The 14,879-nt window shown below is 66.0% G+C and carries 15 protein-coding genes; 11 read left to right on the top strand and 4 right to left on the bottom strand.

Features of this window, described 5'->3' with window-relative positions; all coding sequences use genetic code 11:
• Positions 1 to 7: 7 nt before the first annotated feature.
• Complete coding sequence (locus tag E3O45_RS07140; RefSeq protein ID WP_134442761.1) at positions 8 to 868, bottom strand: PPK2 family polyphosphate kinase; 861 nt, start codon at positions 866 to 868, stop codon at positions 8 to 10.
• Positions 869 to 1,004: 136 nt separating this feature from the next.
• Here E3O45_RS07140 and E3O45_RS07145 point away from each other — a divergent pair, with 136 nt between their 5' ends.
• From E3O45_RS07145 to E3O45_RS07170, 6 genes are all read left to right on the top strand, one after another.
• On the top strand, positions 1,005 to 2,606 hold the full coding sequence (locus E3O45_RS07145) for an NAD(P)/FAD-dependent oxidoreductase (RefSeq protein WP_134442777.1): 1,602 nt from the start codon (positions 1,005 to 1,007) through the stop codon (positions 2,604 to 2,606).
• 85 nt (positions 2,607 to 2,691) lie between these two features.
• Positions 2,692 to 3,198, top strand: a complete 507-nt coding sequence (locus tag E3O45_RS07150; protein WP_134442762.1) for an SRPBCC domain-containing protein — start codon at positions 2,692 to 2,694, stop codon at positions 3,196 to 3,198.
• A gap of 72 nt (positions 3,199 to 3,270) precedes the next feature.
• Positions 3,271 to 3,501 carry an HNH endonuclease signature motif containing protein gene (locus E3O45_RS07155; RefSeq protein WP_134442763.1) on the top strand — a complete coding sequence of 77 codons (231 nt, stop codon included), beginning with the start codon at positions 3,271 to 3,273 and terminating at the stop codon, positions 3,499 to 3,501.
• A gap of 304 nt (positions 3,502 to 3,805) precedes the next feature.
• Positions 3,806 to 4,954: a methionine ABC transporter ATP-binding protein gene (locus E3O45_RS07160; RefSeq protein ID WP_134442764.1), complete on the top strand. Its 1,149-nt coding sequence runs from the start codon at positions 3,806 to 3,808 to the stop codon at positions 4,952 to 4,954.
• Complete coding sequence (locus tag E3O45_RS07165) at positions 4,951 to 5,718, top strand: methionine ABC transporter permease (protein WP_134442765.1); 768 nt, start codon at positions 4,951 to 4,953, stop codon at positions 5,716 to 5,718. The genes E3O45_RS07160 and E3O45_RS07165 overlap by 4 nt, the downstream gene beginning before the upstream one ends.
• 37 nt (positions 5,719 to 5,755) lie before the next feature.
• Complete coding sequence (locus E3O45_RS07170; protein WP_241985267.1) at positions 5,756 to 6,772, top strand: MetQ/NlpA family ABC transporter substrate-binding protein; 1,017 nt, start codon at positions 5,756 to 5,758, stop codon at positions 6,770 to 6,772.
• A 682-nt stretch (positions 6,773 to 7,454) separates the two neighbouring features.
• Here the strand turns inward: E3O45_RS07170 and E3O45_RS07175 are convergent.
• Positions 7,455 to 8,018, bottom strand: coding sequence for an acyl-CoA thioesterase (locus tag E3O45_RS07175; protein WP_370450330.1), 564 nt, complete (start codon positions 8,016 to 8,018; stop codon positions 7,455 to 7,457).
• A 103-nt stretch (positions 8,019 to 8,121) separates the two neighbouring features.
• Between E3O45_RS07175 and E3O45_RS07180 the strand changes: the two genes are divergently transcribed.
• Entirely contained in the window at positions 8,122 to 8,760 is a 639-nt protein-coding gene (locus E3O45_RS07180; RefSeq protein WP_134442766.1) for a LysE family translocator, read from the top strand.
• Here the strand turns inward: E3O45_RS07180 and E3O45_RS07185 are convergent.
• Complete coding sequence (locus E3O45_RS07185) at positions 8,757 to 9,869, bottom strand: alpha/beta hydrolase (RefSeq protein WP_241985268.1); 1,113 nt, start codon at positions 9,867 to 9,869, stop codon at positions 8,757 to 8,759. The genes E3O45_RS07180 and E3O45_RS07185 overlap by 4 nt on opposite strands.
• A gap of 74 nt (positions 9,870 to 9,943) precedes the next feature.
• Entirely contained in the window at positions 9,944 to 10,405 is a 462-nt protein-coding gene (locus E3O45_RS07190; protein WP_134442781.1) for a YbhB/YbcL family Raf kinase inhibitor-like protein, read from the bottom strand.
• 119 nt (positions 10,406 to 10,524) lie between these two features.
• Here E3O45_RS07190 and E3O45_RS07195 point away from each other — a divergent pair, with 119 nt between their 5' ends.
• The 4 genes from E3O45_RS07195 to E3O45_RS07210 all read left to right on the top strand — a co-directional run bounded on the left by E3O45_RS07195 (position 10,525) and on the right by E3O45_RS07210 (position 14,806).
• Entirely contained in the window at positions 10,525 to 11,430 is a 906-nt protein-coding gene (locus tag E3O45_RS07195; protein WP_134442767.1) for a rhodanese-related sulfurtransferase, read from the top strand.
• 81 nt (positions 11,431 to 11,511) lie between these two features.
• A complete protein-coding gene (locus tag E3O45_RS07200) occupies positions 11,512 to 12,414 on the top strand; it encodes an ATP-binding cassette domain-containing protein (RefSeq protein ID WP_134442768.1) in 903 nt (300 codons plus the stop codon).
• The gene (locus E3O45_RS07205) at positions 12,411 to 13,247 is read left to right on the top strand and encodes an ABC transporter permease (RefSeq protein WP_134442769.1); all 837 of its coding nucleotides are present in this window, start codon (positions 12,411 to 12,413) and stop codon (positions 13,245 to 13,247) included. The genes E3O45_RS07200 and E3O45_RS07205 overlap by 4 nt, the downstream gene beginning before the upstream one ends.
• 293 nt (positions 13,248 to 13,540) lie before the next feature.
• The gene (locus E3O45_RS07210; RefSeq protein WP_134442770.1) at positions 13,541 to 14,806 is read left to right on the top strand and encodes a DUF222 domain-containing protein; all 1,266 of its coding nucleotides are present in this window, start codon (positions 13,541 to 13,543) and stop codon (positions 14,804 to 14,806) included.
• Positions 14,807 to 14,879: the final 73 nt, after the last annotated feature.

Below are 14,879 nucleotides of genomic sequence, written 5' to 3' on the forward strand. Positions count from 1 at the left end.
GGGAGCGTCAGGTCGTTGACAGGCGCAACTTTTCTTCCTCAATGTCGAAGGATGCTTCCGGCCAGGTCAGCACCATCCCCTTCAGCTCATCGATGAGCAGGTGCTGCACGGCCAGGCGCGCGTACCACTTGTGGTCGGCTGGCACGACAAACCATGGCGCCGCCGCCGTCGAGGTGCGCTCGAGTGCGATCTGGAAGGCGTCCTGATAGGCGGGCCAATGCATCCGCTCGTCTACGTCTACCGGGTGATACTTCCAATATTTGTCTGGCCGGCTCAGGCGTTCGCCGAGGCGATCCTTCTGCTCGGCGGAGCTGATTTGCAGCATGATCTTGATCACGACGGTGTCATCATCGACGAGTTCCTGCTCGAACGTGTTGATCTGGTCGTAGCGTTTGGTGATCTCTGCCGCCGGGGCGAGTTCGTGCACCCGAGCGATGAGCACGTCTTCATAGTGCGACCGGTCGAACACGCCGATCATTCCGGCCGCAGGCACTTGTTTGCGGATACGCCAGAGAAAGTCGTGCCTGAGCTCCGCCTTGGTGGGCGCCTTGAAGGCAAAGTGACTGATGCCCTGCGGGTCAACAGCGCCGACGACGTGGCGAACGATGCCGCCCTTGCCGGCCGTGTCCATGGCTTGCAGTACGAGCAGAAGCTTGCGGTTATCCCCACAGGTGCTGTTGGCAAAGAGCATCTCCTGTAGGTGCGAGAGGACGCCGGCCGCCTGGGTTCCCGCCGCAGCCGAGTCTTTTTTTGAACCCTTGAAACCTGGCGTTGACCCCGTGTCAAGCGTCGCCAGCCTGAAGCCGGAGGTCACCCGCAGCGCGCTAATCGGGTCTTCGCTCCAGAAACTTCTGATGTCTTTGCCCACGGTGCACCTCTCGCTTGTTCCTATATTGCACCGGCATCAGGCTCGGCGCCAGAGCCTGGCTGGCCCGGTGGCTGCCGTCGTCGACAACCCCACCAAGGTCGACGTGGCCGCGCCTGGACTGGATAGGCTCGCACGCATGAGCGAACCCACCCACGACGTCGTGATCATCGGAGGCGGCCACAACGGCCTCGTCGCCGCCACCTACCTCGCCCAGGCCGGACGCAGCGTACTCGTGCTCGAACGCGAGCCGCAGGTCGGCGGTGCCGCCATTTCAGCGGATGCCTTTGCCGGCGTCGATGCGCGCCTGTCGCGCTACTCCTATCTGGTGAGCCTGCTGCCGGCCAGAATCATTCGCGAGCTGGGGCTCGACATTGAACTCGCCCGACGGCGGTATTCGTCATATACGCCGATGCCGGGCGTCGCGTCTACTGGCAGCGCGTCGGCTGACAGCGCAGCTGGGCTGCTGGTCGATCACGGCGACGCCGCGGCGACCAGGGACTCGTTCGCGCGCATCGGGGCTGCGGCCGAGTTCGACGCGTGGAACGCGTTCTACGAGGACACCGCTCGACTGGCGCGCGCCGTGTTCCCCACGGTCTGCGAACCACTGCTCACCCGCTCGGAGGCCCGGCGGCTGGTCGACGACGACGCGCTCTGGGCCGCGCTGATCGAGCAGCCGCTCGGCCGGACCATCAGCGACCGCTTCTCGAACGACCTCGTGCGCGGCGTCGTGGCCACCGACGGGCTGATCGGCACGTTCACGAGCCTCGCCGACCACAGTCTCGACGCGAACCGCTGCTTTCTGTACCACGTGATCGGCAATGGAACCGGGGACTGGGACGTGCCGATCGGAGGAATGGGTGCCGTGACCGGGGCGCTCGAGCGGGCGGCCCGCGCTGCCGGCGCGCGGCTTGAAGTCGGGGCGGAAGTCACATCGGTCAGCGCCGATGGAGGCGTGGAGTACTTCCAGGAGGGTCGCGTCAAGCGGGCGCACGGCGCGGTGATTTTGGCGAACGTCGCGCCCTGGTCGCTGCGGGAGCTGCTGGGCGCTGGAAGAACGGCATCCGCTGTAGTAGGAAAGCCGGAGGGCGCGCAGGTGAAGGTCAACCTGCTGCTGACCCGGTTGCCGCAGCTGTTGGATGCGAGCGTGTCGCCCGAGGCCGCGTTCGGCGGCACTTTTCATATCAACGAGTCGTACGAGCAATTGCAGGCCGCGTATGAGCAGGCGCTGGCCGGGGAGATTCCCTCCGTTTTGCCGTGCGAGATCTACTGTCATTCGCTGACCGATCCGAGCATTCTTTCGCCCGAACTCGCCCAGGCCGGGGCGCACACGCTCACCGTTTTCGCCCTGCACACGCCCCATCGCGCGCTCACCGAGGCCAACAACGACGAGATGCGGGCGCAGTTGCAGGCCGCAGTGCTGCGTTCGCTCAATTCGGTGCTGGCCGAGCCGATCGAACCCCTCTTAATGACGGATGCTGCCGGTCGTCCCTGCATCGAAACCAAGACCACGCTCGACCTCGAGCACGCCCTGAACCTGCCCGGCGGCAATATTTTTCACGGCGGGCTGTCCTGGCCGTTCCTCGAGGATGACGAGCCGCGCGGCACGCCAGCCGAGCGCTGGGGAGTAGCCACCTCGCATCCGCGCATATTGATCTGCGGGGCCGGTGCGAGGCGCGGCGGCGGGGTCAGCGGGCTCGGCGGCCACAACGCCGCGATGGCCGTGCTCGAGGGTGCGTAGTAGACGGATCGGCGCGTGTAGCCGACGGGTTGAAAGTGGCCTAGCCTGAGGGAAGACTCGCGTTTCACTCAAAGTGGAGGTCACCATGTCAGCCAAGCCCACCGGTCGTCTCGTTCACCGCGAGGACGGCCTGTATCTCATGCTCAATCGGCTCTTCAATGCGCCGATCGAACAAGTCTGGGCGAGCCTGACCCGCCCGGCCGAGCTGGAGAAGTGGATCGGCACCTTTACCGGTTCGCCGGCCACCGGAGCGGTCAAGTTCAAGATGACCGCCGAACCCGATGCCAAGTGGGAGTACGTGAGCGTTCGCGAATGCCAGGCTCCGCACCGGTTCAACGGTGATTTCGGCGAGGGTGAGGATTCCTGGCGGGCCATGTTCCACCTGGTCGAGGGCGACGGCATGACCAACCTGACCTTCGGGCAGCGCCTGCGGAGCCCGTCGGAAGCCGCCACGGTTGGCCCCGGATGGGACTACTACCTCGATCGCCTGGTGGCCTCGCGCGCCGGTCTGCCGCTACCGCAGTGGGAGCACTACTACCCCGCGCACGCCCAGTTCTACAAGGACCTGATCGTTCCGGCTCGCACCGCCTGAACGCTAACGTTCGGCGAATTGCTCAGGGCCTGCGCCCTAACGGCGCAGACCCGGGGGTGCGACGACGGCGATGTGCTCTACCTCGGCGACAAAATCCGCTGCTTCACCGCCAAACAACGCGCCGCGATCGCCGCCCGCGACGGCGGCTGCATCATCCCCGGCTGCACCATCCCCGCCCGCTGGACCGAAGTTCACCACGTCCTCCCCTGGCATGAAGGAGGACTAACCAACATCGACAACGGCACGCTGCCCGGCCCCAGCCACCACCACCACCATCACCACCACGTGATCCATAGAGGCTGAAGGGTGCAGGTCGTCGACAACGTGCGCTGGTTCGCCCCACCAGCGAGCATCGACCCCAGCCGCAAACCCAAGCGCCGCTGGAAACTTTTCGTACCGAGACCACCACGACCCCCGGGCTGTTTTCTGCTGGTTGAGCAACGCGCTCTGGCACGAGTCGAAACCCCGCCGCATCTTCTGATTTCGAGACGATCGCTCCGAGACCTGCTCAACCAGCGGAAGTCGTTCGCGTCACACATCGTCACGCGACGCAATATTGTTTCGCCGCGGTTAGGCGCCGCGCCGCGCCGACAATAGGCTCACGGCCATGATCAGCATCGAACAACTGACCAAGGTCTACGGTCACGGCGCCAAGGCGACGGTCGTCCTCGACCGGCTCGACTTCCGCGTCGACGCCGCCGAGATCTTCGCCGTCGTCGGACCGAGCGGCGCCGGCAAGTCGACCCTCGCGCAGTGCGTCAACCTGCTCGAGCGGCCCACGTCCGGTTCGGTGCTTGTCAACGGCGAGAACCTCTCCCAGCTCGGCGAGCGCCAGCTGCGCGCGGCCCGCCGCCGCATCGGAACGATCTTCCAGTCCGACGGCCTCTACAGCCGTCGCACGGCCGCCCAGAATGTCGCGTTACCGCTCGAATACCTCGGCGTCACCACCGCCGAGGCGAAGCGCCGCGTCGCCGAATTGCTCGACCGCGTCGGGCTCTCCGACCGCGCCGGACACTACCCGCACCAGCTCTCCGGCGGCCAGCGCCAGCGCGTCGGTATCGCCCGCGCGCTCGCGTTGCGCCCGCAGGTGCTGCTCTCCGACGAGGCGACATCCGGCCTCGACCCCGAGTCGACGGCATCCATCGTCTCCCTGCTCAAGGAGCTTCGTGACGACCTCGACCTCTCCATCCTGTTCATCACCCACGAGATGGACACCGTGCTCCAGGTTGCGGACGCCGTCGCCCGTCTCGACCACGGCCACATCGTCGAGTCCGGGCGCATCGTCGACTTGCTGCGCGACCCGGCATCCGCCCTCGGCCGCGCCCTCCGCCCGGCCCGCCCGCACGCCACACCGCAGCTGGGCGAGACGCACTGGTTCGTGAGCTACACCTCCGGCGCGGTGCCGGCCGACTGGGTGCTACGGCTGGCCAGCGAGCTCGACACCCCGGTCTCCGTGCTCGGCGCGTCGATCGAGACCGTCGCCGGCCAGACGGTCGGGCACGCGAACATCGGCGTGCGCGCGGTCGACCCGGCCCTGCTTGTTGAGACTGCCCGCCGCCTGGGGCTGGATGCCCGGCCCGTGCCCGAGGATCCGGAGGCTGCGGCTCTGGCCGACCGGTCGGCGGAGGAGTCTTCGAGGTCCTCGGATGGCGGGCGTTCGACGTCCGCGGATGCGTCCGCCCCGGCTGCGGCAGGCGACACAACCCCGGCGGCCTCGATCTCGTCCACAGTGCCCGCACTGGAGCGTGTTGCATGAGCGCTGCCCTGAGCGTGCTCGCCACCGGCATCCGCACGGCCCTTCCGACGAACAACAACGTGCCGATCGCCGAGATCCCGGCGCTCGTGTTCCCGGCGCTGATCGACACCCTCATCATGGTCGGCATCGTCATGGTCATCGTCGTGCTGGTCGGGGTGCCGCTTGGCGCGCTCGTGCACAACCTCGCGCCTGGCGGCCTAGTCGAGAACCCCGCGCTACACCAGTCGATCAGCTGGATCGTCAGCATCGGCCGGTCGCTGCCGTTCCTCATCCTGATGGCGGCGATCGTTCCGTTCACGCGCTTCATCACCGGAACCAACATCGGCATCGCCGCGGCCGTCGTGCCGATGGCGATCGCCGGGATCGCGTTCTTCACCCGCATTGTCGAGAACTCGCTGCGTGGCGTACCGCCCACGCTCGTGCGGGTCGCGAGGGCGTCCGGTGCGTCGCCTCTGCAGATCGTCCGCACCGCGCAGTTGAGCGAGGCGCTGCCCGCGATCATTGGCGGGCTCACGATCAACACGATCGCGATGATCGAGTACTCGGCGATCGCCGGCACGATCGGCGCCGGCGGCATCGGATACGTGGCGGTGACCTACGGCTACCAGCGCTTCGACAACACCGTCATGCTCGCGACGATCATCATCCTCGTCGCGACGGTCGCCACGGTGCAGCTGCTCGGAGACCGGCTCGTGCGACTGGCGACGCCGCACGCCCGCGAGCGCCAGCCGAGGCGCGCGAAGTCGATGCCCGTCCCACGCTGAGCGCGGGGACGCTTCCGCCGAACCACCCTTGCCTGGCATGAGCCTCCCCACCCGGCATCCGCTCGACCCTGCCACCCGCCCGTTCACGCCACTGCGTCACCACGACTCCAGCACCTCGAAAGGAAACACCATGTCCCAAGGCACGATCACCAAACCCACCTCGCAGGACCCCGACGAGCCGCACGGCTTCGAGCTCAAGACGCGCCGCCGCTGGCCCTGGATCGCCGGCGCCTCGGTGGCCGTCGTCGCGGTCGCCGCCGCGATCGGCATCCCGCTGCTCAATCCGAGCGTCTCGCCGAACGAGGTCGCGGGCGCCACGCTCGTCATCGCGACGGCGGAGGGCAACGCGGCCGAGCAGGCCCTCGTCGAGTTCGTCGCCAAGAACGTGGCCGCCGACTATGGGATCACGGTCGCCTTCAGGGGACTCTCCGACAGCAACACGATCAACCGTGCGGTGAGCGAGGGCGAGGTCGCCGGCACGATCTACCAGCACAAGCTCTGGCTGAGCCAGGTGCTCGAGGCCAACCCCGACTTCCGGGAGACGGCGGCGACACCGGTCTTCCGGTGGGGCTTCGGGCTATGGTCCGAGAAGTGGGGCAGCGTCGAGGAGATCCCGGATGGCGCCACCATCTCGCTCTACTCCGACCCCGCCAACGAGGCACAGGGGCTATGGCTGCTCGAGAACGCAGGGCTCATCACCCTCAAGGACGGCGCAACCGCCGGCACCGCGACCCAGGACGACATCGCGTCGAATCCGAAGAACCTGAAGTTCGTGCTGCTCGACTTCGCCGCCCAGTCGCGCGCGCTGCCCGACATCGATGCCGCCGCCGGGTACACCGAGTACTACCTCGCCGCAAAGATCCCGCTCGAGCAGCAAATCTTCGCCCCCGCCGCACCGGACGACTTCGCCGGCCAGCTCACGATCGGCAGCGACTACGCCGACACCGACAACATCAAGAAGCTCGTCGCGGCCTTCCAGGACCCGGCCGTGCAGAAGTTCCTCGCGACCGGTCCGTCGGTGAAGGGAATCCTGCTGCCACTCAACAAGCAGTAGCGCGACTGGCGGGGAGCGGATGCCGCCAGTATCCCGGCCCCTTTCCCTTTCACCATTCGGGAGTTCCTGGGCGGTGCGACCGTCAGAATTTAGGAGTATCTGGCCAGCATGACCTTCGAGGGCCGGGGCGCTGTCCCACCAGCAACATCCGCCTCGTGGGCCACACCAAATCCTGAATGATGATGGCCACCCGTTTCGCCACCTCCTGAATAATGACAAAGAGCGTTCGCTATGGGCGAGCGAAAAGGGATCACATTTGCTCAGAAAGCCCGCCTGAGCTTGAATAAGCAACGTAACGCGGGAGCCCGGTAGGGCGATTGAAGGCAACGAATTAGGCACCGAAGGCGCATCATACCTCGCCACAGGCCGAGGTTGGGGTCGTATTAGCAACGTATCGACAACGCGGTCCTATTGTGCTGGTACCACCACCACATGATCGACATCAGCGGCTGGAAAATCCGCATGATTCACGGCCGACCCCAACTACTCGTCCCCGTCCTGTGGGACCCGTCCCAAATCTGGCGACCAGCCCAAACCCACCGGGCCAATACGCCCAGCCCGGAACCACCCTGGCGCACGTGAGCCGAAGAGGTCGATTTTCCGCGAGAGACAAAGCGCCCCGCAGTCAAGTCGCCCTCGCGTTGCGAGCATGGATTCCCCCGACGTCACCGTATCCGCGCGGTTAGTTCCAGATGCTGGGGGCGGGAGCGCGCGTGGGCGGGACCGCCGCGGTGGCTGCCCACTCCAGCAGCCAGTCGGGCACGCTCACGTTGTCGGGGGCGACGCCGATGGCCTCGAGCAGTTCGTCGATCGTGACGATTCCACCGGTGCGCTTGAGAAAGCGACCACGAATGTGACCGTGGGCGTAGATTTCGGGCGTGCCATCGGCATCCGGTCGTACGAAGCGCTGCTCGACGTACACGGCTTTCTCATCGAACCCGATGATGCGCGACTCGACCGTGAACTTCTGGCCGAGCTTGAGCGACTTGCGAAAACTGATCGTTTCCGACACGACGACCGGATACCAGCCTCGCCGTTTGAAGATCGCCCAGACGCCGGTGCGGTGCAGCATGTCGAAGCGGGCCACGTCCATGATCGACAGGTAGACGCCGTTGTTCATGTGCCGCAAAATGTCCTGGTCGGTGGGCAGCGTCACGAAGTTGGTGCGCGCCACGTCGAAGTGACCGAGCCGGGGGCCGAACTGCGACAGCAGGGCATGGAGGAGGGTTCTGAAGAACATATGCACGACCCCGATGCTAGCGAGGCCGCGGTGCAGGCGGGCAATCCGTTGTGGGTGAGCGCCAGCATCCGTCTCTCCAGACCAGCTTGCCTGCACGATATGCTCAAACATGGTTTCCCTGCCCACCCTGCTGACGTTCGCCCTCGCGTCGATCGCGCTCATCGTCATTCCCGGCCCGACCGTGCTGTTTGTGATCGGGCGTTCGCTCGCTCTCGGACGCCTCGGTGGCTTTCTCAGCGTTCTCGGCAACGCTCTCGGTCTGATTCCGGTGATCATCGCGGTTTCGCTCGGACTCGGCGCGATCGTGACCCAGTCCGTGCTGCTGTTCACGATCGTGAAGTTCGCCGGTGCTGCGTACATCATCTATCTCGGGGTGCAGGCTATTCGAAACCGGCACAAGGCGGCCCGGATGAGCGAGGCCCGCGTGGCGCGTAAAACCAAGTGGCGGCTCGTGTTCGAGGGGTTCGTGGTGGGGCTCAGCAATCCGAAGTCGCTCGTGTTCTTCATCGCGGTACTGCCACAGTTCGTCAATTACCGGGCTGGCGATGTGCCGCTGCAACTCGCAGTGCTTGGGCTGGTCTTCGTGGTGCTTGCCCTGCTCGGCGACAGCACCTGGGCTCTCGCGGCCGGCACGGCGCGGACCTGGTTTGCGAAATCACCGCAGCGCGTCGAGAATCTCTCCTCGGCCGGCGGCGTGATCATGATCGGGCTCGGCGGGGTGCTCGCCGCGACCGGCGCACGGTCCTAAACAGCGACCACCGCGCGCGGCGCGACCGCACGCACGAAGGCGCCGAGGCGGCGGTAGACCTCCTGCGATTCCGGATGCGAGTCGTCCTGCTGCCAGGTGTGCTTGGTGTTGACGCTGCGACGTCCGTAAATCAGGGTGTCCACCCAGATCTTGCGCGCCCGCAGCGCCTCGATGAAGTTGAGGTTGGCGCGATAGAAATAGTCCCGCTCCGAGGTCGTGACGAACACCGGCGGAAAGCCCCGGTCGAGCCATTCGATCGGCGACATGAACCGTACGGCGGTGCGCAGGTGCAGCCCGCGGCCCCGCTCGGGCAGCAGCATCCGCACGAAATTGAGGCTCAAGACGAATCCGCGGTCGAACAGCACCGAAAAGTCGGCAATGCTGCAGTGCTGCACCAGACCGCGCAGATGGCGGGCAGTGACGGGGGGACGAATGCCGTAGTGCTCGGCGAGTTCGGGCGCATAGGCGGCGGCCGTGAGCAGCGCGGCGATGTGGCCGCCCGCGGAATCGCCACCGAGCACGATGCGCGTCGGGTCGCCGCCATAGGCCGCGACATTGCGGGCGACCCAGTCGAGCACCGCGTTGCCGTCCTGCATCATGTGGCCCAGCTGAAACCGCGTCGCCATGCGGTAGTTGGCGTTGATGACGATCATGCCCTCAGCGGCCTGGCTCGCGCAGTATTTGGTCAGCGGATCCTTGTCGCCCGAGGTCCAGCCGCCACCGTGAAAGTACACGTAGACCGGCAGGGGTGCCGCTTCGGCATCCGTGCGCTTGGGCACGAGGACGTCGAGCCGGTGAATCTTCTGGCCGTCGCCGATGTAGTCGATATCGAGGTCGTACTCCACGGAGTCGATCGGGTGCAGATTGAACTTGTGCACCGGTGTCGCGCGCCGCAACATGAGTGCACGCCAAGCCCAGACCGGCAGCCGACGGATGCCCGTCTCCCGGTGCGTAGACCGGTCGACGGTCACGCCGTCCGCGTGCAAACGGATACCGTGCAGCCAGGCCGGTGCGCGGCGGTCAGCGCGGGCGGTGCCCGCCGAAGTCGAGGGGTGTGCTGCGAGGGGAGTGGGACGAACGATGTCGAACGCGGTACTGGTGTAACTCATTACCTGAGGTTATGTCGAATCCCACGAATCCCCGCTGAGAGCTCCCCCATATGGGGTGAACTCCCGGTTTCAACTCAGGCAGCGGATGCCCCGCCCGCGACCCCGGTCGCCTCCAGCACCGCACGCGCGACCGTGTGAAAGTGCAGGTTGAAGCCGAGAACGGCCGGCGTCGACTGCGCGTCGATGTCGAGCAACGGCACGTCGACGGCGTGCACGATGAATTGGTAGCGGTGGGTGCCCGTTCCCGGCGGCGGTCCGGCACCGGAGAAGGAGGTCAGGCGCTGCTCGTTCGGCAACACGAGCGAGCCGGACGGCAGGGCATCGACTCCGGCGGGCAGCTCGGTCACCGATACCGGCAGGTTCGCTACCGCCCAGTGCCAAAACCCTGAGCCGGTCGGGGCGTCGGGGTCGTACACGGTCAGGGCGAAACTCCGGGTCTCGGGCGGGAAGCCGGTCCAGGACAGCTGGGGGGAGACATCCGCTCCCCCGGCACCAGCACCGTATTGAGGCGCGGCGAGGGGTCCGCCGTCGGTCATGTCGGCGCTCGTGAGAGAGAACTGGGGCACTTCGCCGAAGCGGGCGAGCGGATCAACGGTCACGAGGGGCCTCCTATTTGTTGTGCGGCCAGCCTACGCGCCCCTAATAAAATGGGCTCATGGCCATTCCGAAGATTCTGCTCTATTACATCTTCACTCCCCTGGCCGATCCAGACGCTGTGCGGCTCTGGCAACGCGACCTGTGCGCCGGGCTCGGCCTGCGCGGGCGCATCCTGATCTCCAAGGACGGCCTGAACGGCACGGTCGGCGGCGACCTGCCGGCGATCAAGAAGTACATTCGCAGGACCCGCGACTACCCGGCGTTCAAGAACATCGATTTCAAGTTCAGCGAGGGCACCGGGCTCGACTCGCACGGCCACAGCCTCGACTTTCCCAAGCTTGTGGTCAAGGTGCGCGACGAAATCGTGAGCTTCGGAGCCCCCGGCGAACTGCGCGTCGACGCGAACGGCGTCATCGGCGGCGGAACCAAGCTGCAACCGGCCGAGCTCAATGCGCTCGTCGCCGAGCGGGGCGATGAGGTCGTCTTCTTCGACGGGCGCAATAAGTTCGAGGCCGAGATCGGCCATTTTCGGGACGCGGTCGTGCCGGATGTGGCCAATACCCGCGAGTTCGTGGCCGAGCTCGACAGCGGTAAATACGACCATCTCAAGGGCAAGCCGGTCGTGACCTACTGCACCGGCGGCATCCGTTGTGAGGTGCTGAGCGGTCTCATGAAATCGCGCGGATTCGGCGAGGTGTACCAGCTCGACGGTGGCATCGTGCGCTACGGCGAGACCTTCGGCAACGAAGGCCTGTGGTCGGGTTCGCTCTACGTCTTCGACCAGCGGATGTCCATCGACTTCGCCCCAGAGGCTGCCGTACTCGGCAGCTGCCAGGTCTGCGCGGCACCGACCACGAACATGCGCAACTGCCGGGACGCCTCCTGCCGGGAGCAACTCGTGGTCTGCCCCGAGTGCGTTGCGCTGGCTGCTCCGACCTGCCAACAGCACGCCCTCACCAAATAATCCCCGGTCGGCAGCCGAAAACGGCCACGCGGGGAATAGGCTGGGAGCACTATTTCTTGAAGCAGCACAGAGGGGAGTCGGATGCCGACCGGCGCGCTCATCGAGTTCACGAACATCAGCAAACGCTTTGGCGGTGTCACCGCGGTCAACGATCTGTCCTTCACAGTCGAACCCGGCCGGGTCACCGGTTTTCTCGGACCGAACGGCGCCGGAAAGACCACTTCCCTGCGTATTCTGCTCGGGCTGGTCGCCGCGAGCAGCGGAACGGCCACCTTCGGCGGCGTGCGCTATCGCGACCTGCCGCATCCGCTTAAAACGGTCGGGGCCGCCCTCGAAGCGGCGAGTTTTCACCCGGGTCGTTCTGCTCGCGACCACCTCGGCGTCTACGCCATCGCAGCCGGACTGCCGCGCACCCGGGTGCTGGAGGTGCTCACCCAGGTGGGCCTCGCCGCCCATGCCGCCCAACGCGTCGGCGGTTACTCGCTCGGCATGCGCCAGCGCCTCGGCCTCGCCTATGCCCTGCTCGGCGACCCGGGCGTACTGGTTCTCGACGAGCCGATCAACGGGCTCGACCCGGAGGGCATCCGCTGGATTCGCGGTTTTCTGCGCGACATGGCCGCCGAAGGACGCACCGTTCTGGTCAGTTCGCACCTGCTCTCCGAGGTGCAGCAGAGCGTCGACGACGTCGTGATCATCGCCCGCGGCGAGCTCGTGCACCTCGGGCCCTTGTCAAGCCTCGACACGGATGCCGCGGCCCAGACGATCGTGGATTCTCCCGACCGCGAGAACCTCGCCACCGCACTCACGGCGGCCGGCATCACCTTCACGACCGGCCGCACCGGACTCATCGCGGCAACCAGCGACCCGGCCCTGCTCGGCCACCTCGCCTTCGAAGCCGGGGTCGAACTGAGCGTGCTGCATCGGCAGAAAGTCGGCCTGGAAGACTCGTTTCTCGCCCTCGTCGGCGGAGGCCACTCACTATGACTTCGTTCCTGCGGTCCATTGCGGCCGAATTCGCCAAGATTTTCACCACTCGCCTCTGGTGGATAATCGCCCTCGTGCTGTTTGGCTACATCGGACTGCTGGCCGGCGGTCTTGCGGCGTTGTTCTCCGGGCTTCAGACCGGTGTGATCAGCCCCGATACGGTGAATACCGGCGGCGGCGACCTGAGCGGTTTCGGAAGCCTCCCACCCATCATCTACAGCTTCGCATCGTCGGTCGGTTATGTCTTTCCGGTGCTGATCGGTGCCCTCGCGACCACCGGCGAGTTTCGCCACCAGACGCTGACCCCGACCTTTCTGGCGACACCGCGACGCGGGGTCGTGCTCGGCGCCAAGACGGTCACACTCCTCTTGGTCGGCGCGGCATTCGGTCTCATCGCGCTGGCGGCATCCGTTGGTATCGGCGGCGGCGTCATGAGTGCTTTCGGTGTGGATGCGCTGCTCCTCGATTCGGAGACCTGGCTGCTGGCAGCTCGTTCGGTGCTCGCCATGGGCCTGTGGGCCGCGATCGGCGTCGGTCTCGGCGTGCTCGTGCCCAATCAGGTCGCCTCGATCGTGATCGTGCTCGCCTTCACCCAGTTCGTCGAACCTCTGCTGCGGCTCGCGGCCTCTTTTCTCGAGGTCACCGCGAAGATCGGCAACTTTCTCCCCGGTGCCGCCTCCGACGCCCTGGTCGGCGCGAGCATCTTCACGCTTATGAACCCGGCCGGCGCAGCGCCCCTGGACTGGTGGCAGGGCGGCCTCGTGCTGCTCGGCTACGCGCTCGTGGCCACCGTCATCGGGTACGCCGTGAGCTGGAAGAAGGACGTCAGCTAGCTGGTGCACCGAAGGTCCGCTGATTTCCGTCGATCGAGCCTGACAAGATCCGGGCGACTGACGCAAGGCGGTCTGCGGAACCGACCCTAGCCGTTGGTCGAGCCCGCTCTCTCCCGCCGCGAGCGGTCTGGAGAACCCGGCCACTGCCGTTGGTCGAGCTTGCCGAGACCGCCATCGACTGGCCTGAGCCGGTCTCGACAACGCACGGTCTGCCCGAATGCATATTCGCACAGACATCCAAACATATCTGAGAAACCCTCGACTCTGGCGCATGGTTTTGGTACACTTCTTCTATGAGCCAGAGCGGCGACACCCCACAGCCGGGCCGTGTCGATCCATTCTTCGCGGCTCACGGCTACCCGCCGTCTACACTCGAAGAGCGTGCCGAGTTCGAGGTGTTCTGGGCGCAGTGTCAGGCTGATTGGCGGTGTGAAATTGCCGAGGGGCTCGGAGAATTCGCCCCGTATGAGGTCACCGACCCGGTCGATCTGGAACCGGTGAGTCCGGCACCGGTGAGCCCGGCACCAGTGAGCCTGGCACCGGTGAGCCCGACGATTGGCCGCCCGGAGTTGATTGACGGCCCGACCATTCCGGCCGACCTCGACCTGACCGAGGTATTCGGTGCGGTGCCGCCCGAGCACCTCTTCGATGAGGACCTCCGCGAGGAGTTCCTGTATACCAATTACCTCGCGGACAACTACCTCCCGGTCGATTTCATCCCGGACGGATGCACCGCTGACGAATGCACCACTGACGGATGCACCACTGACGGATGCACCGCTGGCGAGCGTCACACTGACCCTGCCGACGCTGACCGTGGCGAGGCTGACCGTGGCGAGGCTGACCCGGCTGACGCTGACCCGGCTGACCCGGACCCGGACCAACCCGGTCTGGCCCCTGGTGGTCCGGCAGACGTGCTGAGTCCGTTCCAGCGGCACCAGGCCCAATTCGTCGACCGGGTGCTCTACCTCGAGAAGGTGATTGCTTGGGCGCAGGCGAGTAAGGCTGAGGTCTTGACTGAGGCGTGGGATTACACCACCAACAGTGCCGAGACCGGCCGTCCCCAGGCCGGTCCGCAGCATGAGCATGACTGGGATGCGACCTTCGCCGCTCAGCAGGGCCTGGTCGCTGAAATGGCCTGTGCGCTGCGCATCCCGGCCGGCACTGCCTCTGGCCTGTTGCACCAGAGTCGGGTGCTGGTCGAATCCCGCCCGCAGACCCTGACCGCGCTCCGCACCGGGGAGATCTCCCTCCGGCATGCCCAGCGGCTGCTCGACCAGCTGGATTCCGTCTCGCAGCCCGCCCGGGCCGAGTTGGAGGCGGTGTTGCTGCCGCACGCGAAACGCCTCACCCCGACGCAGTTCGATGGCAAGGCTCGCAAGCTCCGCGAGCGGTTCCACCCCGACAGCATCACCGTTCGCCGCGCCCGGTGTCTGGCCGATCGCCGGGTGCAGTTCTTCCCCGACCAAGACGGCATGGCCACCCTGTGGTTACGGGCGGCCGGAGACGACCTGCAAGGCGTCTTGAGCTGCCGCGGGGATTTCGGACAGCGGAATTAGTGGTTTCTTCTACGCTGCCAGGGCTGGCTTTTCATAACCGTAGTGCACTTCGTTAGGCCGTCGGTACCCGAGC

The organism is Cryobacterium sp. TMS1-20-1 (assembly GCF_004402355.1).
Classification (GTDB): Bacteria; Actinomycetota; Actinomycetes; order Actinomycetales; family Microbacteriaceae; genus Cryobacterium; species Cryobacterium levicorallinum.